This window comes from Mixta theicola, from assembly GCF_002895925.1.
Classification (GTDB): Bacteria; Pseudomonadota; Gammaproteobacteria; order Enterobacterales; family Enterobacteriaceae; genus Mixta; species Mixta theicola.
Genome location: NZ_NWUO01000001.1, coordinates 325,756 through 351,070 on the forward strand (window position 1 = coordinate 325,756; position 25,315 = coordinate 351,070).

The 25,315-nt window shown below is 52.5% G+C and carries 16 protein-coding genes and 2 pseudogenes; 5 read left to right on the top strand and 13 right to left on the bottom strand.

The window, feature by feature from the left end:
• Positions 1-12: 12 nt before the first annotated feature.
• From COO59_RS01560 to serC, 6 genes are all read right to left on the bottom strand, one after another.
• Positions 13-2,274 carry a ComEC family protein gene (locus COO59_RS01560; protein ID WP_103058072.1) on the bottom strand — a complete coding sequence of 754 codons (2,262 nt, stop codon included), beginning with the start codon at positions 2,272-2,274 and terminating at the stop codon, positions 13-15.
• Positions 2,275-2,480: 206 nt separating this feature from the next.
• Complete coding sequence (gene ihfB / locus COO59_RS01565; RefSeq protein WP_038627039.1) at positions 2,481-2,765, bottom strand: integration host factor subunit beta; 285 nt, start codon at positions 2,763-2,765, stop codon at positions 2,481-2,483.
• Positions 2,766-2,852: 87 nt separating this feature from the next.
• Positions 2,853-4,526, bottom strand: a complete 1,674-nt coding sequence (gene rpsA, locus COO59_RS01570) for a 30S ribosomal protein S1 (protein ID WP_103058073.1) — start codon at positions 4,524-4,526, stop codon at positions 2,853-2,855.
• Positions 4,527-4,643: 117 nt separating this feature from the next.
• Positions 4,644-5,327, bottom strand: a complete 684-nt coding sequence (gene cmk / locus COO59_RS01575; protein ID WP_103058074.1) for a (d)CMP kinase — start codon at positions 5,325-5,327, stop codon at positions 4,644-4,646.
• Between the two features lie 206 nt (positions 5,328-5,533).
• Positions 5,534-6,820 (bottom strand): 3-phosphoshikimate 1-carboxyvinyltransferase, encoded by a 1,287-nt coding sequence (gene aroA / locus COO59_RS01580; protein ID WP_103058075.1) that lies wholly within the window; start codon positions 6,818-6,820, stop codon positions 5,534-5,536.
• A gap of 79 nt (positions 6,821-6,899) precedes the next feature.
• A complete protein-coding gene (gene serC / locus COO59_RS01585) occupies positions 6,900-7,985 on the bottom strand; it encodes a 3-phosphoserine/phosphohydroxythreonine transaminase (protein ID WP_103058076.1) in 1,086 nt (361 codons plus the stop codon).
• Between the two features lie 312 nt (positions 7,986-8,297).
• Between serC and ycaO the strand changes: the two genes are divergently transcribed.
• From ycaO to pflA, 4 genes are all read left to right on the top strand, one after another.
• The gene (gene ycaO / locus COO59_RS01590) at positions 8,298-10,055 is read left to right on the top strand and encodes a 30S ribosomal protein S12 methylthiotransferase accessory factor YcaO (protein ID WP_103058077.1); all 1,758 of its coding nucleotides are present in this window, start codon (positions 8,298-8,300) and stop codon (positions 10,053-10,055) included.
• Between the two features lie 346 nt (positions 10,056-10,401).
• On the top strand, positions 10,402-11,262 hold the full coding sequence (gene focA / locus COO59_RS01595) for a formate transporter FocA (protein ID WP_103058078.1): 861 nt from the start codon (positions 10,402-10,404) through the stop codon (positions 11,260-11,262).
• Between the two features lie 82 nt (positions 11,263-11,344).
• Positions 11,345-13,627: a formate C-acetyltransferase gene (gene pflB, locus COO59_RS01600; RefSeq protein WP_103058079.1), complete on the top strand. Its 2,283-nt coding sequence runs from the start codon at positions 11,345-11,347 to the stop codon at positions 13,625-13,627.
• Positions 13,628-13,794: 167 nt separating this feature from the next.
• Entirely contained in the window at positions 13,795-14,538 is a 744-nt protein-coding gene (gene pflA / locus COO59_RS01605; RefSeq protein WP_103058080.1) for a pyruvate formate lyase 1-activating protein, read from the top strand.
• A gap of 49 nt (positions 14,539-14,587) precedes the next feature.
• Here the strand turns inward: pflA and COO59_RS01610 are convergent, their stop codons facing one another.
• The 7 genes and pseudogenes from COO59_RS01610 to lrp all read right to left on the bottom strand — a co-directional run bounded on the left by COO59_RS01610 (position 14,588) and on the right by lrp (position 23,772).
• Positions 14,588-15,739, bottom strand: coding sequence for an MFS transporter (locus COO59_RS01610; protein WP_103058081.1), 1,152 nt, complete (start codon positions 15,737-15,739; stop codon positions 14,588-14,590).
• A 277-nt stretch (positions 15,740-16,016) separates the two neighbouring features.
• Positions 16,017-17,309 carry a serine--tRNA ligase gene (gene serS / locus COO59_RS01615; RefSeq protein WP_103058082.1) on the bottom strand — a complete coding sequence of 431 codons (1,293 nt, stop codon included), beginning with the start codon at positions 17,307-17,309 and terminating at the stop codon, positions 16,017-16,019.
• A gap of 98 nt (positions 17,310-17,407) precedes the next feature.
• Complete coding sequence (locus tag COO59_RS01620; RefSeq protein WP_103058083.1) at positions 17,408-18,751, bottom strand: replication-associated recombination protein A; 1,344 nt, start codon at positions 18,749-18,751, stop codon at positions 17,408-17,410.
• Positions 18,752-18,758: 7 nt separating this feature from the next.
• Positions 18,759-19,370 carry an outer membrane lipoprotein periplasmic chaperone LolA gene (lolA, locus tag COO59_RS01625; protein ID WP_103058084.1) on the bottom strand — a complete coding sequence of 204 codons (612 nt, stop codon included), beginning with the start codon at positions 19,368-19,370 and terminating at the stop codon, positions 18,759-18,761.
• 189 nt (positions 19,371-19,559) lie between these two features.
• Positions 19,560-21,437: pseudogene (locus COO59_RS21580) on the bottom strand (DNA translocase FtsK); the annotation flags it as partial.
• Positions 21,438-22,514: 1,077 nt separating this feature from the next.
• A pseudogene (locus tag COO59_RS21585) lies at positions 22,515-23,159 on the bottom strand (DNA translocase FtsK 4TM domain-containing protein); the annotation flags it as partial.
• Between the two features lie 118 nt (positions 23,160-23,277).
• Complete coding sequence (lrp, locus tag COO59_RS01635; RefSeq protein WP_017347019.1) at positions 23,278-23,772, bottom strand: leucine-responsive transcriptional regulator Lrp; 495 nt, start codon at positions 23,770-23,772, stop codon at positions 23,278-23,280.
• Positions 23,773-24,294: 522 nt separating this feature from the next.
• Between lrp and trxB the strand changes: the two genes are divergently transcribed.
• Positions 24,295-25,263: a thioredoxin-disulfide reductase gene (trxB, locus tag COO59_RS01640; RefSeq protein WP_103058086.1), complete on the top strand. Its 969-nt coding sequence runs from the start codon at positions 24,295-24,297 to the stop codon at positions 25,261-25,263.
• Positions 25,264-25,315: the final 52 nt, after the last annotated feature.

The window sequence follows — 25,315 nt, forward strand, 5'->3', positions numbered from 1 at the left end:
TAGCCGCTTATTTTACCTGGATTCATCCGGTACGCCAAACCACTGATGATACCAGCGGGACATTATTTGTTCTCTTAACCCCTTGACTTGCCATCCATCACGATAAAACCCTACGCTAAGCTGCCCGGAGCGCGAGGTATCGTGCCAGTGATAGCCATTTTTACGATAGCGTTCGATAATCCGGGCAGAAGGCAAACGCCAGGCGTTATAACGCGCTACCGAAACAAGCGCTACGCTACCTTTAACATTGCGTAGCAGCGCTGCGGTCGATGAGGTTTTACTACCGTGATGCGGTACCTGAATAAGATCGGCCTTTAGCGCTAAACGATCGCGTCGCAGCAACTGTTTTTCAGCTTCAGCTTCCAAATCGCCCGTTAACAGTACCCGGTAACGGCCATCATCAACCCGCACAACGCAGGAATCATTGTTATTGCCGTGCGTGCTAACCGCCGGTGGCCAAAGTACATTAAAGTTCAGCTTTTGCCATTGCCATCGCACTCCCGCAATACAGGGCTGATGGCCTGGCAACGTGAGCGCGCTACGCACCACGGCTTCGGGCCAGGCCCGCTGCATATCGGCTAATCCGCCGATATGATCGAGGTGCTGGTGGCTGATAATTATTGTATCCACCGATAGCCCGTGCCAGTTTAACCATGGCAGCAGGGTTTGTCGGGCAGCGCTTCCTGCTGGCCAGCGGTTGCCGGTGTCATAAACCAGGGCATGTCCGTTACGCGAGATAACCATCGCCAGCCCATGACCAATATCTAACATATCAAGCCGCCATTCAGGCTCAACGCGGGTGATATGCCACAGCCCAGGCAGACAGCAGGCGGCGATTAACGCTGCTGGCGCGCGCTGCCACCAGCCCAGGCGAAAAGCGACGAATAATAACCATACGATAAGGCTGGCGATCAGCGCCTCTTTTCCCAGCCATAGCCATCCCTCCGGCAGGAAAGTTAAGAGATGAAAGGTCAGCGCCAGTGAGCGATCTGCCACCCACCAGAGCGGTAAGGCAAGCCAGCCGGCAGGCATAATCAATGCAAACAGCAATGCCGGAACCGTAATAAAAGAGACGATCGGTATGGCCAGCATATTCGCCGGTAGCGATGTCAGACTGACTCCATGAAAGATAAAAATCTGGATGGGAATGAGGAGCAGCAGCATCCCCAGCTGTAGATGCATTAGCTGTAAAAGCATCCAGCGCTTACGATAGCGCCAGCGCACAGGCAATGGAAACCACTGGAACCAAAACAGCAAAATGGCTACCGCCACGACGGAGAGCCAAAAGCTATCCGACAGTATCGCAACGGGATCAATAAACAGGATCCCGCCGAGGCAAACCAGCCAAATCTGCCAGTTGCTGCAGTTGATCCCCTGAAAGCGCACCAGCGCCCATAATGTTAGCGCGGTCATCGCCCTGACTGCCGGTGGATTGTTACCTGACAGCCAGCAGTAGGCTGCGGCTACGCTCAGGCTAAACAATAACGGCAACGGATAACGTATACGCCATGTCGGCAGCAAAAACTGTAATCCTCTGGCTGCTATCCATCCCAGCGAGGCGGCCAGGCTGATATGCATACCGGAAATCGCCATTAAATGCGCAATACCGGTATCTCTCAGCAGAGCACGTGTTTCAGCGGCAACCTCTTGTCGATCGCCAAAAAGTAAGGCGGTCATTACGCCATGCCAGGGTAAATGCTGATACTGCTGCTGAGCATAAGACATCAGGCGCTGACGCCATGAGCAGCCAGTACTGAGCGGGCGGCCAGCCAGCAGCCTGCCCTGTAGCGGGGTATTATTAGCCAGAGCAAAACGCTGAGCATCATAACCCCCTTCATTCAGGCGCCCGTGCACCGGACGCAAGCGGAGTTTCATTTCCCAACGTTGACCCGCACACCACGTCTCTTCAAATCTACCTGTCATTACGCTGGCATAAACCGGAGGAAACATCCGCTTATCCTCATGCTCAACTATTTTTACTATCAGCCGCCCTTTATCATGTAAGACCTGGGTGATTTCAGTACGTACTTCAATGGCCCTTGCGGATAACTTAACGAGCGGTTCTATGGTCTGGCGTGCGGCCAGTAATGCCCAGACCATTAACATCCCCCCTATTCCCATATAGCGTAATGCCCGCTGCGGCAGCATGATTGCTACCAGCGCTGCGATGAGTAGATACACAAGGCTATTACGTTCTGGCAGCTGCGATAAAAAGAGTAAGGGAAGCGTCGCAAGCGTGGTTAATAAAGCCAGCACAGGGAGAGGATATGGCATAGTTTCATCCTTATAAACGAAGGATGAGTATGCCGAATTGATACGCTAAGCGCAGAGGGCTGCTGGCATCGCCGGAAGCGATGACGCAAAGAGATTTTACTGTTTACAAACGTCGGCGGCTTGCTGTGAGCAGGCGCGCATTAGTTAAATCAGGCGCAAAAAAAAAACGACACAAAGTGTCGTTTTTTATCTGTCGTCATTTTGCCTTAGCCGTAAATGTTCGCACGATCGCGCAATTCTTTACCCGGTTTAAAATGTGGAACGTACTTACCTTCCAGTTCCACTTTATCGCCAGTTTTAGGGTTGCGACCAACGCGCGGCGCACGGTAATGCAAAGAGAAACTGCCAAACCCCCGGATTTCGATGCGTTCACCCTGAGCCAACGTAGTGGCCATATGCTCAAGCATCTCTTTTACCGCATCCTCTACGGCTTTCGCCGGGATATGAGTTTGCTGGGCCGCAAGTCTTTCAATAAGTTCTGACTTGGTCATTAGTCCTCCGGTTAATCCCTGTGGGAATGGTCTGACAGCTTGCTACAGGAACCGGGCGCCAAAAGGCAACCCGGAGCCCGAAGACGATTATTCGCCTTTAGCGGCTTTAAATGCTTCAGCCATAGCGTTAGAGAAGTTGCTTTCTTCCTGTTTGTTATTAACAGTAGCGATAGCATCTTTTTCGTCAGCTTCGTCTTTAGCACGTACAGACAGGCTTACAACGCGGTTTTTACGATCGACGCCGGTGAATTTAGCTTCAACTTCATCACCCACATTCAGCACTTGAGTAGCGTCTTCGATACGGTCACGTGAAGCTTCAGAAGCGCGCAGGTAGCCTTCAACGCCGTCTGCTAATTCAACTGTAGCACCTTTAGCGTCAACTGCAGTTACTTTACCAGTAACAATTGCACCTTTCTTGTTCAGAGAGATGTAGTTGTTGAACGGGTCTTCTGCCAGCTGCTTAACGCCCAGGGAGATACGCTCGCGCTCTGCGTCAACCTGCAGAACCACCGCGGCGATTTCGTCACCTTTTTTGTACTCACGAACCGCTTCTTCGCCAGTCGCGTTCCAGGAGATGTCAGACAGGTGAACCAGACCGTCGATGCCGCCTTCCAGGCCGATGAAGATACCAAAGTCGGTGATTGACTTGATTTTACCTTCAACACGGTCACCCTTGTTATGGGTTTCCGCAAACTGCTGCCACGGGTTGGATTTGCACTGTTTCAGGCCCAGAGAGATACGACGACGTTCTTCGTCAATATCCAGAACCATCACTTCTACCACGTCGCCAACGTTAACAACTTTGGACGGATGGATGTTTTTGTTGGTCCAGTCCATTTCAGACACGTGTACCAGGCCTTCAACGCCTTCTTCGATTTCAACGAAGCAGCCGTAGTCAGTCAGGTTGGTTACGCGACCGGTCAGTTTAGTCCCTTCCGGATAACGTTTAGCGATAGCTACCCACGGATCTTCGCCCAGCTGTTTCAGGCCCAGAGATACACGGGTACGCTCGCGATCGAACTTCAGTACCTTAACGGTGATTTCGTCGCCAACATTAACGATTTCGCTCGGATGCTTAACGCGTTTCCAGGCCATATCGGTAATGTGCAGCAGGCCGTCAACGCCGCCCAGATCAACGAAGGCGCCGTAGTCAGTGAGGTTCTTAACGATACCTTTGACTTCCATGCCTTCCTGCAGGTTTTCCAGCAGCTGATCGCGTTCTGCGCTGTTTTCAGATTCGATAACGGCACGACGAGAAACAACAACGTTGTTGCGCTTCTGATCCAGCTTGATTACTTTGAACTCAAGCTCTTTGCCTTCCAGGTGCAGCGTATCGCGCACCGGACGCACGTCAACCAGGGAACCCGGCAGGAACGCACGAATACCGTTCAGCTCAACAGTGAAGCCGCCCTTGACTTTGCCGTTGATCACGCCAGTTACAGTTGCAGCTTCTTCGTAAGCTTTTTCCAGCATCAGCCATGCTTCGTGACGCTTCGCTTTCTCACGAGACAGCAGGGTTTCACCGAAGCCGTCTTCTACTGCGTCCAGAGCAACGTCAACTTCGTCACCAACCTGGATTTCAATCTCGCCCTGGGCGTTCTTGAACTGCTCAGCCGGAATGGCAGACTCAGATTTCAGACCGGCGTCAACCAGTACGATATCTTTGTCGATAGCAACAACAACACCGCGAACGATGGAACCCGGGCGGGTTTCGATTTCTTTCAGGGATTCTTCAAACAGTTGAGCAAAAGATTCAGTCATATTTAATCTTTAGATAGGTAAATTTAACGTCCACCTGACTTCCTGCCGGATGGGGTTGTTTAACATGCCTGATGACGTTCCTTATCACCAGGTTATTACATCTGTTCAGCCGCCAGCCTACGATAATGCCAGCTTTTCACGGGCATAATTGAGCGCGGTATCAATCACCTGCTCAATACTCATGCTGGTTGAATCCAGCACTAGCGCATCTTGCGCGGGCACCAGCGGTGCGATAGCCCGATTACGGTCGCGCTCGTCGCGCTCCTTTATCTCGGCTAAAAGGCGTTCAAAGTTAACACTAAAGCCCTTTTCCTGCAACTGTAGCATACGGCGGTGCGCTCGCTCTTCGGAGCTGGCGTCCAGAAAAATTTTTACTGGCGCATCGGGGAACACCACCGTGCCCATATCGCGGCCGTCGGCAATCAGGCCGGGCATATCGCGAAACGCGCGTTGACGCCGCAATAAAGCCTCGCGCACCCGTGGAAAAGCCGCCACTTTTGACGCCGTGTTGCTCACTTCCTGCGTGCGGATTTCACCCGTTACGTCTTCGCCTTCAAGAATGACCGCCATTTCACCATCGGTAGAAATAAAGCGCACATCCAAATGCGCGGCGATAGGCACCAGCGCCTCTTCTGATTCGATATCTACCTGATGATGAAGGGCTGCCAGCGCTAATACGCGATAAATAGCACCAGAATCAAGCAGATGCCACTGCAGCGCCTCAGCCATTGCCTTGCAGAGCGTGCCTTTGCCCGCACCGCTTGGACCATCAATGGTAATTACCGGGGCTGTTGCCGTCATTTTATTCTCCTGTCGCTGCTGGTCGTTCTTATGGCTACCTGCATTCATTCACAAGTCGCGGCATATTATACGCTGCAATCATTCAGAACGTTATCTTTAAGCATAGACAGCTGCTAAATATTGTTATTTTTAAGAACTTCCGCTAAAAGCTAAAATGACGAAATGCGTTAGCCGTCACGCCTTAAGTCAGCGGTAACGGCGTTTTTTCAGGCTAAAGTACTGATAGCCGCCAGGCGTTCAAAGTAGTCCGGAAAGGTTTTAGCGGTACATTTCGGATCAAGGATGGTCACGGCTGTATCCGAGAGCGCCACCAGCGAAAAACACATCGCCATACGGTGATCGTTATAGGTGCCGATGCTCGCCGAAGTAAGGTGCTGCCCAGGCGTTATACGGATAAAGTCATGCCCCTCTTCCACCTCAGCGCCGACTTTACGCAACTCGGTGGCCATCGCTGACAGCCGATCGGTTTCTTTAACTCTCCAGTTATAAATATTGCGTAATACTGTCGTGCCTTCAGCAAATAATGCCGCGGTCGCAATGGTCATTGCCGCATCGGGGATATGATTCATATCCAGATCGATAGCGTGTAATTTAGCGTGCGTACAAGCGATATAGTCATCGCCCCACTCAATTTTAGCGCCCATTTTTTCCAGCACGTCAGCAAAGCGAATATCGCCCTGTACGCTGTTGCGGCCCACGCCGGTAACGCGCACCGTGCCGCCTTTTATTGCGGCGGCGGCGAGAAAATAAGACGCAGAAGAGGCATCGCCTTCAACCAGATAGCTGCCGGGTGAGACATAGCGCTGCTGTCCACGGATCGAGAAGCGTTGGTAATTATTGTTTTCTACCGTTACGCCAAAGGTATTCATCAGGTGCAGCGTAATATCAATGTAGGGCTTCGATACCAGATCACCTTTAATGGCAATATGCGTGTCCTGAGGCGCCAGCGGTGCAGCCATCAGCAGGGCCGTTAAAAACTGGCTTGAGACGCTACCGTCTACGCTAACCTCGCCGCCGGTAAAACCACCGTGAATGCGTAACGGGGGATAGTCGGCCTGCTCCAGATAATCAATTTGCGCGCCGCCCTGACGCAGCGCATCAACCAGATGACCAATAGGACGCTCTTTCATGCGCGGCTCACCGGTCAGAATAATATCATTGCTGGCCAGACAGAGTGCCGCCGCCAGGGGACGCATAGCGGTTCCGGCATTGCCAAGGAACAGTTCCAGCGCCTTTTCTGCTTTTAGTGGTCCCCCGGTGCCGTTAACTTCACAGACGGTACGATCCGCTGACAGCCTATAGCCGACGCCTAATGCCTCAAGCGCATTAAGCATATGTTTAACGTCATCGCTGTCCAGGAGATTGGTCAGACGTGTCGTTCCCTGAGCCAGCGCAGCCAGCAGTAAAGCGCGATTAGAGACGCTTTTTGAGCCAGGCAAGTTTACCGTACCGTCAACGCGGGCTATGGGTTGTAGTGTCAGGGATTCCTGCATATGAAAACTTCTCTCCGTAAAGCCAGTACAATAAAACCTCGCGCCAGGGCGAGGTTTCTAAACAATATTAAACCGGGAATCAGCCGTGCCGACGTTCAAAATCAACCATAAAATCGGTCAGGGTTTTTACGCCTTCCAACGGCATAGCGTTATAAATAGAAGCGCGCATACCGCCAACAACGCGATGCCCTTTCAAAGCATGCAGCCCGGCGGCAAAAGATTCTTCAAGGAAAAGTTTATCCAGCGCGGCATCAGCCAGCTGGAAAGGCACATTCATTCGTGAGCGGTTGCTGACGGCGACATCATTGCGATAGAAATCGCTACGGTCGATGACCCCATACAGCAAATCGGCCTTGGCCTGATTCGTTTTATCCATTTCGCTGATGCCGCCACGCTCTTTCAGCCATTTAAATACCAGGCCTGAAAGATACCAGGCAAACGTCGGCGGGGTATTGTACATAGAATCATTTTCCGCCAGCGTTTTATAATTCAGCACCGATGGCAGCGCCTGCTGCGCGTTGCCCAGCAGATCGTCACGTACGATAACCAACGTCAATCCGGCTGGGCCAATATTTTTCTGCGCTCCGGCATAGATAACACCGTAGCGACTGATATCCAGCGGACGAGAAAGAATAGTGGAAGAGAGATCGGCCACCACAACTTTATCGCCAAAATCAGGTTGTTCATCAATGGCAAGGCCATCGATAGTTTCATTAGGGCAGAAATGGACATAGGCAGCATCGTTGCTCAACGCCCACTCGCGCATAGGCAGTAAAGCGCGCTTGCCATCAACCTGGGTCTTCGCGTCAATCACGTTAGGCGTACAGTATTTTTGCGCTTCCTGGATAGCGCTATGCGCCCAATAGCCGCCGTCAATATAGTCTGCGGTTTTTGCCGCGCCCAACAGGTTCATCGGCACCGCAGCAAACTGCGCGCGTGCGCCGCCCTGACAGAATAAAACTTTATAATTATCGGGGATTTTCAGCAGATCGCGTAAATCTTTTTCTGCTTCTTCTGCCACCTGAATGAACTCCTTGCTGCGATGGCTGATTTCCATCACGGAGGTTCCCAGTCCATTCCAGTTGCAAAGCTCTTGTTCTGCACGACGAAGCACTTCTACCGGCAGCATTGCTGGGCCGGAGCTAAAATTATAAATCTGCGTCATTTCCCGTCACCACTGTCAGATCGGTTGATTATGAATAGGCTATCGGTTTTATCACTGCCACCGGCAGGCTGCAAACATTTATCCGGGCGCGATCACATTTTCCAGCCTCCTGCCGCAACAGCTTGTATGGCGAAAGCAAAGCGGTACGATATTTTATGAGGTTCCACGCCGAGCGAAACGCTGGAACCAGAAAGAAAATAATAATTTTGCCACCATACCGGGAATGAAATCGCCGCCCGCTAATAGCGCCAGCGGTAGAAAATACGTATCATTGCGCGCTTTACGCTCAACCAACATCATATAGTAGGCTACATGACTCAAACCTTTATCCCAGGCAAAGACGCCGCGCTGGAAGATTCTATTACACGCTTCCAACAGAAGCTGCAGGACTTTGGCTTCAATATTGAAGAAGCCTCCTGGCTAAATCCTGTGCCCCACGTCTGGTCGGTGCATATTCGCGACCGCGATTGCCCGCTTTGCTTTACGAATGGTAAAGGCGCAAGTAAGAAGGCTGCGCTGGCTTCCGCGCTGGGTGAGTATTTCGAACGCTTATCGACGAACTACTTCTTCGCTGACTTCTGGTTAGGCGAAACCATCGCCAACGGCGAATTTGTTCATTATCCCAATGAAAAATGGTTCCCATTGCCGGATGACGACAGCCTGCCGGAAGGCATTTTGGATCCCCGCCTGCGCCAGTTTTACGATCCGGAAAATGAGCTGAGCGCCAGCGATCTTATCGATCTGCAGTCAGGTAATGCCGATCGCGGGATTTGTGCCCTGCCTTTCACCCGCCAGTCTGACGATCGGACGGTGTATATTCCCATGAATATCATCGGCAACCTGTATGTTTCTAACGGCATGTCCGCAGGTAATACGCGTAATGAAGCGCGCGTACAGGGCCTGTCTGAAGTGTTTGAGCGCTATGTAAAAAACCGCATTATCGCGGAAGCGATCAGTCTGCCGGCTATCCCGCAGAACGTACTGGATCGCTATCCAGGAGTGGTAGAAGCCATTAACAGCCTTGAGGCTGAAGGCTTCCCGATTTTTGCTTATGACGCCTCGTTAGGCGGCAAATATCCGGTTATTTGCGTGGTGTTATTTAATCCGACCAATGGCACCTGCTTCGCTTCATTCGGCGCTCATCCTGATTTTGGCGTGGCGCTGGAGCGTACCGTAACTGAACTGCTGCAGGGGCGTAGTCTCAAAGATCTGGATGTCTTTACGCCGCCGACTTTTGATGATGAAGAAGTGGCGGAACATGCCAACCTGGAAACGCACTTCATCGATTCCAGCGGTTCGATTTCATGGGATTTGTTCAAAGAAGAAGCCGATTATCCGTTTGTAGACTGGCGCTTTGATGGCAGCACAGAAGAAGAATTCGCTACGCTTATGGCCATTTTTAAGGCCGAAGATCAAGAAGTTTATATTGCGGATTATGAACATCTGGACGTTTACGCCTGCCGTATTATTGTTCCCGGCATGTCAGATATTTATCCGGCTGAAGATCTGCTGCTGGCCAATAACAATATGGGCGCAGGCCTGCGTGAAACGCTGCTGGCGCTGCCTGACAGCCAATGGGATAAAGCAGATTATCTGGCATTGATCGAGCAGTTAGATGAAGAAGGCCACGATGATTTTACCCGGGTACGGGAGCTGCTTGGCCTGGCTACCGGTAAAGATAATGGTTGGTATACCCTGCGTATCGGCGAGCTGAAAGCGATGCTGGCGCTGGCGGGCGGCGATCTCGATCAGGCCCTGATCTGGACTGAATGGACGATGGAGTTCAATGGTTCGGTCTTTACTGCTGAACGCGCTAACTACTATCGCTGCCTGCAAACGCTCCTGCTGCTTTCCCAGGAAGAAGAACGCGATCCGACGCAGTATTATCACGCATTTGTACGTATGTATGGTGCTGAGGCCGTTGAAGCAGCGTCAGCCGCCATAAATGGCGAAGCGCCTTTTTATGGCCTGCAAGCCGTTGATCTTGACCTGCTGGCTTTTCCTGCTCATCAGGCCCTGCTGGCTGCGTATGAGAAATTGCAACAGGCCAAGCGTAATAACTGGAAGTAAATAACCGAACATCCGTAAATTTTGCGCCAGCTGTTTAACCTCAGCTGGCTTTTTTAGTTAGCCAAATGTTACCAACAGGATATTTTAAATTCCGCTTTGATAACATTTAATCAAAACCAGATCCTTTTAAAGTCATTCCCGTTTGTACATTAAATGCCAATTTCAATTTTAAATATATAAATTAAAATAAATTTTATCCATAAAAATCAAAAAGTTAACCAGTAAAATCCAATATATATTGCCATCTCACCTCTACAGTCGCTCGTCCAATATGATCTATATCAATTTTCACTAAATACTCCTTTGTTAGTATCCCTGCGACGATATTTTATGGGAGTGCGTTAGTATGAATACTGACAACCCTTTCAATTTATTATTGCCGCAGGCAATGGCGAAAGCCGCTGAAGACGCCGGCGTTTATAAAGCGAATAAACACCCGTTAATTACCTTTTTTCTGGCTATTAACGCTGGCGTATTTATCTCTATCGCCTTCGTTTTTTATATTACCGCCACCACAGGAACGGCTGATATTCCTTACGGCCTGGCGAAACTGGTCGGCGGCCTCTGTTTCTCTCTGGGTTTGATGCTGGTAGTGGTTTGCGGCGCAGATCTGTTTACGTCAACCGTTTTGATTGTTGTGGCGAAAGCCAGCGGACGCATTAGCTGGGGTCAGCTGGCGCGCAACTGGATCAACGTTTACATCGGCAACCTGTTTGGCGCGCTGTTTTTTGTCGGTCTTATCTGGTTTTCCGGCGAACATGAAGTGGCTAACGGCGCATGGGGATTAAATGTCTTACAAACCGCCGATCATAAAATGCATCACTCTTTTATTGAGGCCGTTTGTCTCGGCACGCTGGCGAATTTAATGGTTTGCCTGGCAATCTGGATGAGCTATTCCGGCCGCAGCCTGACAGACAAAATGCTGGCCATGGCCCTGCCGGTTGCGATGTTCGTTGCCTGCGGTTTTGAACACAGCATCGCTAATATGTTCATGATCCCAATGGCTATCGTTATTCATGATTTCGCGGCGCCGGAGTTTTGGCAGGCGACAGGTGCAACCGCCGCTCAGTTTCCAAACCTGACGCTGAGCCATTTCATCATGGATAACCTGATCCCCGTCACCATTGGCAACATTATCGGTGGTGGGCTGCTGGTAGGGTTAACTTACTGGTTTATTTATCTGCGCGGCAACACGGCGGCGCACTAGCAGCAACTGTACACGAATTCGAGCCGACAGAGGTTTGTCTGGCGGCTCAAAAAAAGAACTTTTATCAGAAGGTAGGTATATTATGACCGAGCTCAATGAAAAACTGGTTGCCGCCTGGGAAGGTTTTACCGCAGGCGAATGGCAAAAATCAGTTAACGTTCGCGATTTCATTCAGAAAAACTATACGCCATACGAAGGGGATGAATCCTTCCTGGCCGGTGCTACCGATGCCACCATTCAGCTATGGAACAAAGTGCTGGAAGGCATCAAAATTGAAAACCGTACCCATGCGCCGGTTGATTTCGATACCCGCGTTGCGGCAACCATTACTTCACATGATGCAGGCTATATCGAGCAAAGCCTGGAAAAAATTGTCGGTTTACAAACTGACGCTCCGCTGAAACGCGCCATTATCCCCTTTGGCGGGATTAAAATGGTGGAAAGCTCCTGCAAAGCGTACAACCGCGAGCTGGATCCGCAGCTGAAAAAAATCTTTACCGAATACCGTAAAACGCATAACCAGGGCGTGTTCGATGTTTACACGCCGGATATTTTGCGTTGCCGTAAATCTGGCGTTCTGACCGGTCTGCCGGACGCTTACGGCCGTGGCCGTATTATCGGTGACTACCGTCGCGTAGCGCTGTACGGTATCGATTATCTGATGAAGGATAAGTTTGCTCAGTTCAGCTCTCTGCAGAGCGATCTGGAAAACGGCGTTAATCTTGAAGCCACCATCCGCCTGCGTGAAGAAATCTCTGAACAGCATCGTGCGCTGGGTCAGTTGAAAGAGATGGCGGCGTCCTATGGCTGCGACATTTCTCGCCCGGCAACGAATGCACGTGAAGCGGTACAGTGGACCTACTTCGCCTATCTGGCGGCAGTGAAATCACAAAACGGCGCAGCGATGTCCTTTGGCCGCGTCTCTACTTTCCTTGATGTCTATATCGAACGCGACATACAGGCAGGTAAACTGAGCGAGCTGGAAGCACAAGAGCTGATCGATCATCTGGTCATGAAGCTGCGTATGGTCCGCTTCCTGCGTACGCCGGAATATGATGAGCTCTTCTCCGGTGACCCGATTTGGGCTACTGAATCCCTGGCGGGTATGGGCACCGACGGTCGTACGCTGGTCACAAAAACCACCTTCCGCTTCCTGAACACCCTGTACACCATGGGGCCGTCTCCGGAGCCGAACATGACCATTCTATGGTCAGAACAGCTGCCGATTAATTTTAAAAAGTATGCGGCTAAAGTCTCTATTGATACCTCATCCGTCCAGTATGAAAACGACGATTTGATGCGCCCGGACTTTGATAACGATGACTATGCTATCGCCTGCTGCGTAAGCCCAATGATTGTCGGCAAACAGATGCAGTTCTTCGGTGCGCGCGCCAACCTTGCCAAAACGCTGCTGTACGCAATCAATGGCGGCATTGACGAGAAAATGAAAATGCAGGTCGGCCCGAAAGAAGCGCCGATTATGGATGACGTACTGGATTTCGCTACCGTAATGGCTCGCCTTGACCACTTTATGGACTGGCTGGCTAAACAGTATGTTACCGCGCTGAATATCATTCACTATATGCATGATAAATATAGTTATGAAGCGGCGCTGATGGCACTGCATGACCGCGATGTCTATCGCACCATGGCCTGTGGTATTGCCGGCCTGTCCGTAGCGGCAGACTCGCTGTCCGCCATCAAATATGCCAAAGTTAAACCGGTTCGCGATGAAGATGGTCTGGCAACAGACTTTGAAATCGAAGGCGAATATCCGCAGTTTGGTAATAATGATCCGCGCGTTGATGACCTGGCCTGTGACCTGGTTGAACGTTTCATGAAGAAAATTCAGAAACTGAATACCTACCGCAACGCCGTTCCGACTCAGTCTGTGCTGACCATTACTTCCAACGTGGTTTACGGTAAGAAAACCGGTAACACCCCGGATGGTCGCCGTGCCGGTGCGCCTTTCGGACCTGGCGCTAACCCAATGCATGGCCGCGATCAGAAAGGTGCCGTTGCATCGCTGACTTCTGTTGCTAAGCTGCCGTTTGCTTACGCTAAAGATGGTATTTCTTACACCTTCTCTATCGTACCGAACGCGCTGGGTAAAGATGACAATGTGCGTAAAACTAACCTGGCTGGCCTGATGGATGGTTACTTCCATCACGAAGCGGCGATTGAAGGCGGTCAGCATCTGAATGTTAACGTCATGAACCGTGAGATGCTGATGGACGCTATGGATCACCCGGAAAAATATCCGCAGCTGACGATCCGCGTTTCCGGTTATGCGGTACGTTTCAACTCGCTGACGAAAGAACAGCAGCAGGATGTCATTACGCGTACTTTCACCCAGTCGCTGTAATCGTTCCTCACGCTAATAAAAGGCTCCTGCGGGAGCCTTTTTACCAACAGCCTGGTTTGCCAGAGATCTATACTGAGGTCATCTGGCAAAACAGACTCAACTTAACGCAGCAGCCTCTAAAGACTGCGTCACCTGCCAGGCAGGTTTATTTTGGAGAACTCATCGCAATGTCATCATCCGTCGGTCGTATTCACTCATTCGAATCCTGTGGCACCGTTGATGGCCCAGGCATCCGCTTCATTACTTTTTTTCAGGGCTGCCTGATGCGCTGCCTTTATTGCCATAACCGTGATACCTGGGATACGCATGGTGGTAAAGAAGTGACGGTAGAAGAGCTCATGAGAGATGTTCTTTCGTATCGTCATTTTATTAATGCATCGGGAGGCGGCGTAACCGCTTCCGGTGGCGAAGCGATACTGCAGGCCGCCTTTGTCCGCGACTGGTTCCGCGCCTGTAAAGCGGAAGGCATCCATACCTGTCTTGATACCAACGGCTTCGTGCGTCGTTACGATCCGGTGATTGATGAGCTGCTGGAGGTCACCGACCTGGTGATGCTCGATTTGAAACAGATCAATGACGATGTACATCAAATTCTGGTTGGCGTCTCTAATCATCGCACCCTGGATTTTGCCCGCTATATCGCCAAAAAGGGCATTCGAACCTGGATACGTTACGTCATCGTACCGGGCTACACAGATGATGATGATTCTGCGCATCGCCTTGGCGAATTTACCCGCGATATGCAAAACGTCGAAAAGATTGAACTGCTTCCCTATCATGAGTTAGGCAAGCATAAATGGATTGCTATGGGTGAGGAATATAAGCTGGATGGCGTCAAACCGCCAAAGGCTGACACCATGGAACGCATAAAGCATATTCTGGAAGGTTACGGTCATAAGGTAATGTATTAACCTGTAACCAGCCAAAAAAGGGCGACGGTATCGCCTTTTTTAACGCTGATTAGGCCTGCGCCACCGGCGTAATATGATGGTCTGCCTTACGCAGCAGCATGACCAGATAGATCAGCGCAACGGCAGCTATCATGACAAACAGTAACCGATCGGAATAGCTCTGCATAAGCAGAGCCGTCATACTCGGCCCCGCCAGGCTGCCAATAGTGTAACTCAGCAGCAGCGCCTGATTCATCGCCACCAGTTCATGCTGCTTAACCGTCTCACATGCCCACGACATTGCCACCGGATAAAGCGTAAAGCCGGCTGCGCCCAGAATAAACAGCGCCGGGACCATCGCCATATTGCTGAGCATGGCAATCGAGCCGAGGATCACAATAAATACCTGCACGCGCAGCACCAGCAACCGGCCGTAGCGATCGGCCATACGCCCTACCGGCCACTGCCCTACAATGCCCGCACTCACCAGCAATGCCATCCAGTAGCCGACGTTAGCATCACTGATGCCCTGATGAGAAAGATAGAGCGGCATCAGACCATATAAAGAGCCCAGTACAATGCCGGAAATAATGCAGCCGTTGATGCCAAGCCGTGAGCTACGACGACGGAGCATCGGCCACATGCGGCCCGGTGCGCCATCTTCCTCATGCGCGGCAGTTGTAATTTTCATAAAGATAACCGGCAGTACGCCAGCGACAATCACGGCGGTAATCCAGGGCAAAACGTTCAACAGCTCGGTAGATACTTTGCTCACCAGCAGCTGACCGGCAACCGTGCCGAGATAGTAAACAATCATATAAGCAGCCAGCAGCTGACCGCGGTTGCGTAGCGTGCCGCTGCAAAGTAATGCGCTTTCCACCACCACCCAAATCCAGGCACAGCCAATACCTGCTACCAGACGCCACAGCGTCCAGCTCCAGAAGCCCTCATTCAGGCCCAGCGCCACCGTAGCGATAGCAAAAACCAGCGCAGCAAAATAGAAGCTGCGATTAAATCCATAGTGCTTGATTAGCCAGCCCGCCAGCAGCGTCCCGATAAGGTTACCGGTGTAATAGGATGAGCTCACTACGCCTACCTGCCAGGTGGGCAGATTATCGTGCGTCAGCCACAAAGGAACCAGGGTATTAAGCACGGCAATAGAAACCGTCAGCAGCAGCAGGCCGCAGAGCAACAGCACAACGGGACGAGACCAGGTGAACATTGGCTAAATCACAGGGAAGCAAGAAGAAAGTGCGCGAATATTGCCACTCTTGTTTTTAAAGTCAATCTGCCCAATTTGCGCGCCGCACAATTTGCCGCGGGCCGATTTAATATTTTTATCCTGGAGAGAGTTTCACTGCATAAATTTCATACGCTAACGGGAATTTATACTGTAAAATCAAAAAGTTAAATATAAAGAAGCGGCTGATAACGATATATTTATTTTAATAAAAAAGCCCGCCGGAAATTGCGGCGGGCCTGATAGTTCATAGCGATAATTAACCGATAATGGTTAATCCGCCCATATAAGGGCGCAGCACTTCCGGTACTTCAATACGGCCATCAGCCTGCTGATAGTTTTCCAGTACCGCAACCAGGGTACGACCCACCGCCAGGCCAGAGCCATTCAGCGTATGAACCAGACGCGGTTTCTTATCATTTTTACTGCGGCAGCGCGCCTGCATACGACGCGCCTGGAAGTCCCACATATTAGAGCAGGAAGAGATCTCGCGGTAAGTGTTCTGCGCCGGCAGCCAGACTTCCAGATCGTAGGTTTTCGCTGCGCTGGCGCCCATGTCGCCGGTGCACAACAGCACTTTACGGTACGGCAGGTTTAGCAATTGCAGTACTTTTTCCGCATGGCCAACCAGCTCTTCCAGCGCCTGCATGGAATCTTCCGGACGAACGATCTGCACCATCTCAACTTTATCGAACTGGTGCATGCGGATCAGACCACGCGTATCACGGCCATAAGAACCCGCTTCAGCGCGGAAGCAAGGCGTATGTGCGGTGAGTTTAATCGGCAGGGATTCTTCCTCAACGATTTCATCACGCACCAGATTGGTCAGCGGCACTTCGGCGGTCGGGATCAGCGCATAGTTGCTGCTGTCTGACTCTTCTTCCAGCGGCCGGGTGTGGAACAGATCTTCGCCGAACTTGGGCAGCTGACCGGTGCCAAACAGCGTCGCATGGTTAACCAGGTAAGGCACGTAGGTTTCGGTATAGCCATGCTGCTGCGTATGCAGATCGAGCATAAACTGGCCCAGGGCGCGATGCAGACGTGCAATCTGCCCTTGCATAACCACAAAACGGGAGCCGGTCAGCTTAACGGCCGCGGCGAAATCCAGCCCTTTTGCCATCTCGCCGAGGTCAACGTGATCGCGCACCGGGAAATCATACTGACGCGGTTCGCCCCAGCGCAGGATCTCCTGATTTTCCGTATCATCTTTACCCAGCGGCACTTCATCTGCAGGCAGGTTTGGCAAAGCCAGCGAAAAATCACGGATCTGCTGCTGCAGGACATCCAGCTCGGCTTTAGCCGCATCCAGACGCTCGCCCAGCGCGTTGACTTCCTGACGCAGTGGCTCAATATCTTCCCCGCGTGCTTTAGCCTGCCCGATAGATTTGGAACGCGCATTACGCTCGGCCTGCAGGTTTTCCGTTTCTACCTGCAGCACTTTACGGCGCTCTTCAAGGGAGAGCAGCGTTTCCACATCCAGTTTAAATCCTCGGCGTGCCAGTTTTTCTGCGACTGCGTCTGGCTCGTTACGCAGCAGATTGGGATCGAGCATGCTTATCCTGTGCTTACTGTGATTAAAAAAAGGTTTTGAACCAAAGCGTTCCTTCAGGGTCCACCTGGCTTTGCGCTAACCTTACCGCAACGTCTGGGTTAGCGGTAGCGTTTTGTCGGGCTATTTTGATCCTGTTCCGCAAGCCAGGCGAGCTTTTCGCCAATTTTGCCTTCCAGCCCGCGGCTGGTGGGCTGATAGTAACGCGTTTGCGCCATCTCAGCGGGGAAATAGTCTTCGCCTGCGGCATAGGCGTTCGGTTCATCATGTGCGTAGCGATAGGCTTTACCCAGCCCCATTTCTTTCATTAACTTCGTCGGCGCGTTGCGAAGATGCTCCGGTACATCAAAATCTGGTTTTTCACGCGCATCGCGCATTGCTGCTTTAAAGGCGGTATAGACCGCGTTGCTTTTCGGCGCGCAGGCAAGATAAACAATCGCCTGGGCAATAGCGCGTTCGCCCTCCGCCGGGCCGACGCGCGTAAAACAATCCCATGCGGCAATCGCCACCTGCATCGCGCGCGGATCGGCGTTTCCTACATCTTCAGAAGCGATAGCCAGCAGACGACGCGCAACGTACAGCGGATCGCCGCCTGCCGTAATAATACGGGCATACCAGTACAGCGCCGCGTCTGGCGCAGAACCGCGCACCGATTTATGCAGCGCTGAAATCAGATCGTAATAGCGGTCGCCTTTATTATCAAAGCGCGCCGCACGTTCGCCGGATACCTCATTTAACAGCTGAGGCGTTAATTCCCGCTGGCCCTGCGCATCGCTTTCAGCCATATCGGCCATCATTTCCAGCGTATTAAGCGCCCGGCGCGCATCGCCGTTAACCAGCTCGGCAATCATCCGGCGGGTGGATTCAGGCAGGACGATATTTTCCTTGCCCAGCCCGCGTTCTTTATCGGTTAGCGCCTGCTGCAATACCGTTTCAATATCGTCCGCCGTCAGGGATTTCAGCAGATAAACGCGCGCGCGCGATAAAAGCGCGGAGTTCAGCTCAAACGATGGGTTTTCCGTCGTCGCGCCAATAAAAGTGATAGTGCCATCTTCTATATGCGGTAAAAATGCATCCTGCTGGCTTTTATTAAATCGATGCACTTCATCAACAAACAGAATGGTGCGTCGGCCTGCCTGACGATTCTGACGCGCTCGTTCAATCGCCTCGCGAATCTCTTTAATACCGGAGGTAACGGCCGAGATGCGCTCAACGTCCGCATTGCCGTAACGGCCAATCAGCTCGGCCAGCGTAGTTTTCCCGGTGCCGGGCGGCCCCCAAAGGATCATTGAATGTAGATGGCCCGCTTCGATAGCGCGCGTTAGCGGCTTATCCGGGGCCAGCAGATGCTGCTGGCCGATATACTGTTTCAGCGTGGTTGGCCGCATACGCGCGGCCAGCGGTTGAAACTGTTCGGAAGAAAAATCAAGGGAGAGATTACTCAACTCAACCTCACTGACGTTGATCGTCTACCGTCACCCCTTTCGGTGGCGTAAAGGTGAATTTATCCGCGCTGACCGGCCCGTTATTTTGGCTTTTCAACACGTAGCTGCTGCGCTGCCCATCCTGTTCAATGGCGCTGAACTGATTAATTGTGCCGTTACCAGAAACATTAATCATAAACTGTTTCAGGTTACCGGCATCCGCTTTCGGCGTCAGTTCAAAATTGTCGCCCTGCTGTTTTACATTGTACTGTTTCCAGTCGCTGCGCTGATTACGGGCAATCAGCATAAATGGCGTATTGCTGGTGGCGCTGTTCAGCCAGGTCGCACTTACCTGCTCAACAAACGGATTGTAAAACCACAGGGTTTTACCGTCTGAAATAATAACGCTCTCATCCGGCGCGGTCATATGCCAGTTAAACAGGTTGGGACGCTTTACCCACAGTTCCCCTTCACCTTCCTGAACATTCGATCCGCTGTTGTCGGTAACCTTCTGGCTAAAGCTGGCATGAAAGCTGCTGACTTTATCCAGACGCTGCTGTAATTCACTGGAAGCATCGGCCAGCGCGCCAGCGGAGGTCAACGCGGTAAGTAAACCGCAAGCAAGTACTAATTTTTTCATGACTACCGATTCCTTTTTAAGTCGTTATATTCCGCATCAGGCGGCCTTATTACACATTAGACTGACAATACGCTTCCTGACAGGAGAAAATACTGAAAGGGTCACGACCAGCCGCCTCTGATGCTTAAATAAACAACGGGCCGGTAAAAGCCGGCCCGTATAACTTCTGACAGCGCAAACGCCGTTTTATTACATTTCGTGCGGCGGCGGCGCAAGAACTTCACGGTTACCGTTATGCCCAGGCGCAGAGACGATAGCCTGGACTTCCATCTGCTCAATAATGCGCGCTGCGCGGTTATAACCGATACGGAACTGGCGCTGAACGCCGGAAATCGAAGCACGGCGTTTTTCCACCACAAACGAGACCGCCTGATCGAACAGCGGATCCAGCTCCTCATCGCCGCCATCCAGCCCCAGGCCGCCGCCGTCGCCTTCTTCACCGGCGGTAATGCTTTCAATATACTGCGGCCGACCGCGCGCTTTCCAGTCCTGCACCACCGCATGCACTTCCTGATCGCGCACAAAAGCTCCGTGAACACGCACCGGAATCGAGGAGTTTGGCGGCATATAGAGCATATCGCCCATCCCCAGCAGGGATTCAGCGCCACTCTGATCGAGAATGGTGCGGGAGTCAATTTTGCTGGAGACGGTAAAGGCGATACGTGTCGGAATGTTGGCCTTAATCAGACCGGTAATAACGTCTACCGACGGCCGCTGCGTTGCCAGCACCAGATGGATCCCCGCGGCACGCGCCTTCTGGGCCAAACGCGCAATCAGCTCTTCCACTTTTTTGCCTACCGCCATCATCAGATCGGCAAACTCATCGACCATGACTACGATATATGGCAGCTTCTCCAGCGTCGGCGGCAGCGTATCCATACTGTCGCCAGGCTTCCAGAACGGATCCGGGATTGGGCGTCCCATCGCCTCCGCCAGCTCGATTTTCTCGTTGTAGCCCGCCAGATTTCGTACGCCGAGCGCCGACATTAACTTATAACGACGCTCCATCTCGCCAACGCTCCAGCGCAACGCGTTAGCCGCATCTTTCATGTCGGTCACCACTTCCGTCAGCAGATGTGGAATACCTTCATAAACGGAGAGTTCCAGCATTTTCGGATCGATCATGATAAAGCGCACCTGCTCCGGCGTCGCTTTATAAAGCATACTGATGATCATCGCGTTCACGCCTACCGACTTACCGGAACCGGTGGTACCGGCCACCAACAGGTGAGGCATTTTTGCCAGATCGGCCACCACCGGCTGGCCCGCAATATCTTTACCCAGCACCACAGAAAGCGGCGAAGGATTATCACGAAAGCTGGCGCAGTCGAGCACTTCACGCAGGTAGACGGTCTGACGATGTTTATTCGGCAGTTCGAGGCCGACATAAGGCTTGCCAGGAATAACTTCGACCACGCGCACCGCGACCGCTGAAAGCGAACGGGCCAGATCGCGCGACAGATTAGAAATGCGCGCAGCCTTGACGCCAGGGGCTAAATCCAGTTCAAAGCGGGTAATGACCGGGCCAGGCGAAATGCCCACCACTTCTGCTTTGACCCGATAATCGGCCAGGCGCGCCTCAACCAGACGGGCAGTCTGTTCCAGCGCAAACATATCTACCGGCTCCTCTTCCGCTGGCGGCGATGTTAACAGATCGAGCGTCGGCAATGGCGTAGTCGGTTTGTACGTTGGCTGCTCATGACGCATCAGGAAAGGATGAATCAGGCTATCCGCCAGCGATTCGTTGCTTTCAGGCTGTGGCGCAACGTCGGCGGCGGCAGGCGTAAAGGCTGACGATGCGCTATTTTGCCACTGAGAAGCGGGCGGCTCGGCTACGCGCTGAACCGGTTCGATCGGTTGCGGCACCTGCGGCACCGGGATGCCCGTCGGCTGAGAGGCATAACGCGGCTCTGCCGCCGGTTGCTGCCACTGCGGCTCCGCTACCGGCATTGCTGGCTCAGGCGTCGCGGCAATGGTAAATAGCGGCTCGCCTGGGCCATCATCAATCAGATCTTCCACCGGAGAAAAATCGAAAGCGGCAGCGGGATCGATCGTAAAGGCTGGGGCATCATGCGGCGGCGTTGCGGCTTCCTGCGCAGGAACCTCAGCCGACGGTTCATTACGCTGCTGCAGCGCATTATTCTGCGGCTGATGTTGATAAGTGACGTCGGGCTGCGTTGGCTGAACATAACGTTGCTGAACGTTAGCCTCTTGCTGCGCGTCAGGCAGCGCCGGGTTAGCCGGTTCAGGATGCGCGTAACGCTGCTGCTGCTGCTGCGCGAACTGCTGCGCCAGTGCCGCCTGCTGCGACGCACTTTCATCCTCTTCAGCGGCATAGCCTGTGCCGTAACGCGCCTGCTGCTGCGCCATAAACGCATCGCGTAACTGATTTTCGTCGTCGGCCATTATCTGTTCATCGTCAGGCTGGGACGACGCCTGTTGCTGAGCCTCCTGCTTAGCTTTCTCCTCTGCCAGCCGCTGGGAAGGCAGCTTAATGCCCCAGGAGGCCAGCTCACGGCGCGTAGGCAATTTAACCGGTTTGGGGCGCGGAAGCTCAGGGCCGATGCCCTGTTTAATCTGGGGATTAATTTCTTCGGGCGCGCTGACAGGCATAAAGGGAGCGGCGACGCTTTGCGTAGCGGCGGCGGTGGCAGCTGCACTCTGCGCTGGCGATGAGGTTGTCGCCTCCTGCCAGTCACCCATTTGCGGGCCATCCTCTTCTACTGCCGGCATGAAAGCGGCGGTAGACTGCTGAGGCATTTCAAATCGATAAAGCGGCGGCGTAGCACCTGCGCTTTCCGTTTGGGCGACCGCGTGCGGCGCCGGGGAAGCTGTCACTATCGCTGCGCTATCGCGTGTCGGCGCAACCGGCTGTGCCGCGTTTTGCTGTTCTGCCAGTGCCGGCACAGCAGCGACCTGCTGCGCTGCAGCATTGGCTAACGGCTGAGCGGGCGCCGAAACTCCGGCGTGGGGCTGAGCGGCCACAGCGCTGGCGGCAACCGGCGCTTTAGCAAACAGGGGATCGTCTTCCGCCTCTTCCGCGTCATTTTCAACGGGATGTAGCTTACGCGGCGGCGACAGCAGAATATCATCGTCTTCATCCAGCTGAACCGCACGTTTAATCGTGGGGGCTGGACGATCGTTATCATCTTCATGCCAGGCTTCATCAGCGCGCGAACGATTGCTGGCAAAAGTTAGCACGCCCATCACGACCGCACCGATTTTCTCGGCAATCGTCAGCCAGGACCAACCGGTATACAGGGTTAATCCCGCCGCCCAAAGGCACAGCAAGGCCAGCGTTCCGCCAGCGCCGTTCAACCAGGGCGCCATAGCGTTACTGACCAGACTGCCGATTACCCCGCCTGAGGCAAAGTACCAAATATCATCAGCATTAAGCGCGGCGAGCCCACAGGTGGTCACCACCAGCGCCAGCACGCCAATCAGACGCAGGCCGACTGCGAAATAGTCAATATAATCCTGGCGATCGCGCTGCCGGAAGGTAATCCAGCACAGGCCAAGGATCACGGGCGGAATGGCGTACGCCATCACCCCAAAAATAAACAGTAGCGTATCGGCCAGCCAGGCGCCGACGCTGCCGCCCAGATTATGGATGGGTTCATGCCAGGCGGTCTGAGACCAACTGGGATCGGAAGGATTAAAACTAACCAGCGCCACCATCAAATAGACAGCAAACAGCGCAACAAGGATCAGCAACGCTTCGAGCAGACGGCGACCACTACTAAGCGGCTTAAGTGACACTTCTTTATCTTCTGTATATTCCTGGCTCAAGAGAACACTCCAGGTACCTGTAAACTATGAAGGAAACAGCGCCGGGCTAACCGACGCTGTGCCTGTATGAATTCACAGGAGTGTACCGAATACCACCAGGTTTTGCACCTGTCCTGTGTTATCGCGTTTTAATAACCAAACGGTTACTCTGTTTGACTTCTTCCATCACCACATAAGTACGCGTATCGTTCACGCCTGGCAGGCGCAGCAGGGTTTCACCCAGCAGTTTACGGTAGGCGGACATATCCGGTACGCGGGTTTTCAGCAGGTAGTCAAAATCACCGGAAACGAGGTGACACTCTTGAGTTTCCTCAAGTTTTTGCACGGCGGCGTTAAATTGTTCAAACACGTCAGGCGCACCGCGATTCAGAGTAATCTCAACGAAAACCAGCAGCGATGCGTCAAGATAGTGAGGATTGAGCAACGCGGTATAGCCAAGAATAAAGCCCTGACGTTCCAGGCGGCGTACGCGTTCAAGGCATGGCGTGGGCGATAAGCCGACGCGTTTTGAAAGCTCAACGTTAGAAATACGACCATCCTTCTGCAGCTCATTCAGGATATTTCTGTCGATTCTGTCGAGGTCTTTTCCGGGGCGTTTTTTATTGTCTACCATTATTATTGTCTCTCTTCATTCCTTCCCTTTACCTGCCATACCCTGAACGAAATCAATGTGCAGGGTCTTTCGTCAGTGAAGACATAGAGCCTGTTGCTGTTGCAGCGCCCATCCGCATGACGCATGCTGTCTGTCCACACCATGCGTCATTACGAATGACAGACTGAGTTTATTCGGCGTTGTACGCAAAAGCTGGTACGAAACTCTGTTTACATAGCCCAAATATTCTCTGCTTCCCACAATGTTTTCGCAAAAGCGCAGGCGATTGTCAAAGCAAAACATTGAAAATCAGGAGAACATGCCAACCCTCAGCGGACACGGCCATTTTTAACCGGTTATTTTGCGCGTTTTGCCTGCAATTTAATTTTTGAAGGCGATTTTTGAGCGCTCTCTCTGTGCCTGCCGCACTTTATCGATGAAACCTGTTGCATCAATTGTTAACAAAATCGCAGAACGCTTTTTTTGCAGCGTTAAATTCCCTACAATCTTGCTCCATGTTGCCAGTTAACTAATGAGGATCTCATGGGCACGGCCAAACACAGTAAATTACTTATCCTGGGCTCTGGTCCGGCGGGCTATACCGCAGCCGTCTACGCTGCACGCGCTAACCTGAATCCGGTAATGATTACCGGCCTGGAAAAAGGCGGCCAGCTAACCACCACTACCGACGTTGAGAACTGGCCTGGCGATCCTAACGATCTAACTGGTCCGCTGTTGATGGAACGTATGCATGAACATGCGGTGAAATTTAATACCGAGATTATTTTCGATCATATTCATACGGTTGATTTGCAAAACCGTCCGTTCCGTCTGGTTGGCGACAGCGGCGAATATACTGCCGATGCCTTAATTATCGCTACCGGCGCTTCCGCCCGCTATCTGGGTCTGCCTTCCGAGGAAGCATTCAAGGGTAAAGGCGTTTCCGCCTGCGCAACCTGCGATGGTTTCTTCTATCGTAAGCAGAAAGTTGCCGTGGTCGGCGGCGGCAATACGGCAGTTGAAGAGGCGCTTTATCTCTCTAATATCGCCTCTGAAGTTCATTTGATTCACCGTCGCGATACGTTCCGCGCCGAGAAAATTTTGATTAACCGCCTGATGGAAAAAGTGAGCAGCGGCAATATCGTGCTGCACACCGATCGCGAGCTGGACGAAGTGCTGGGCGATCAGATGGGCGTGACCGGCGTGCGCCTGCGTGGCACGCAAAACAGCGAGATGACGGAAGAGCTGGAGGTAGCGGGCCTGTTTATCGCTATCGGCCACAGCCCGAACACCGCTATTTTCACCGGTCAGCTGGAGCTGGAAAATGGCTATATTAAAGTGCAGTCAGGTTTGCAGGGCAACGCAACGCAAACCAGCATTCCGGGCGTTTTTGCCGCCGGCGATGTGATGGATCATACCTATCGTCAGGCGATCACCTCTGCCGGTACGGGCTGTATGGCTGCGCTGGATGCAGAACGTTATTTAGATGGTCTGGTTAAAAACGATAAGTAACTTGTTAATTAACTGATCTTATTTTTCTGAGGCGACGGTTCAACAGTCGCCT

Bases quoted from the DNA above. Each gene is read 5' to 3' on its own strand.
- rpsA (WP_103058073.1), bottom strand. From the start codon at position 4,526: ATGACTGAATCTTTTGCTCAACTGTTTGAAGAATCCCTGAAAGAAATC.
- cmk (WP_103058074.1), bottom strand. From the start codon at position 5,327: ATGACGGCAACAGCCCCGGTAATTACCATTGATGGTCCAAGCGGTGCG.
- focA (WP_103058078.1), top strand. From the start codon at position 10,402: ATGAATACTGACAACCCTTTCAATTTATTATTGCCGCAGGCAATGGCG.
- ycaO (WP_103058077.1), top strand. From the start codon at position 8,298: ATGACTCAAACCTTTATCCCAGGCAAAGACGCCGCGCTGGAAGATTCT.
- serS (WP_103058082.1), bottom strand. From the start codon at position 17,309: ATGCTCGATCCCAATCTGCTGCGTAACGAGCCAGACGCAGTCGCAGAA.
- serC (WP_103058076.1), bottom strand. From the start codon at position 7,985: ATGACGCAGATTTATAATTTTAGCTCCGGCCCAGCAATGCTGCCGGTA.
- lolA (WP_103058084.1), bottom strand. From the start codon at position 19,370: ATGAAAAAATTAGTACTTGCTTGCGGTTTACTTACCGCGTTGACCTCC.
- trxB (WP_103058086.1), top strand. From the start codon at position 24,295: ATGGGCACGGCCAAACACAGTAAATTACTTATCCTGGGCTCTGGTCCG.
- pflB (WP_103058079.1), top strand. From the start codon at position 11,345: ATGACCGAGCTCAATGAAAAACTGGTTGCCGCCTGGGAAGGTTTTACC.
- pflA (WP_103058080.1), top strand. From the start codon at position 13,795: ATGTCATCATCCGTCGGTCGTATTCACTCATTCGAATCCTGTGGCACC.
- lrp (WP_017347019.1), bottom strand. From the start codon at position 23,772: ATGGTAGACAATAAAAAACGCCCCGGAAAAGACCTCGACAGAATCGAC.
- COO59_RS01610 (WP_103058081.1), bottom strand. From the start codon at position 15,739: ATGTTCACCTGGTCTCGTCCCGTTGTGCTGTTGCTCTGCGGCCTGCTG.
- aroA (WP_103058075.1), bottom strand. From the start codon at position 6,820: ATGCAGGAATCCCTGACACTACAACCCATAGCCCGCGTTGACGGTACG.
- COO59_RS01560 (WP_103058072.1), bottom strand. From the start codon at position 2,274: ATGCCATATCCTCTCCCTGTGCTGGCTTTATTAACCACGCTTGCGACG.
- ihfB (WP_038627039.1), bottom strand. From the start codon at position 2,765: ATGACCAAGTCAGAACTTATTGAAAGACTTGCGGCCCAGCAAACTCAT.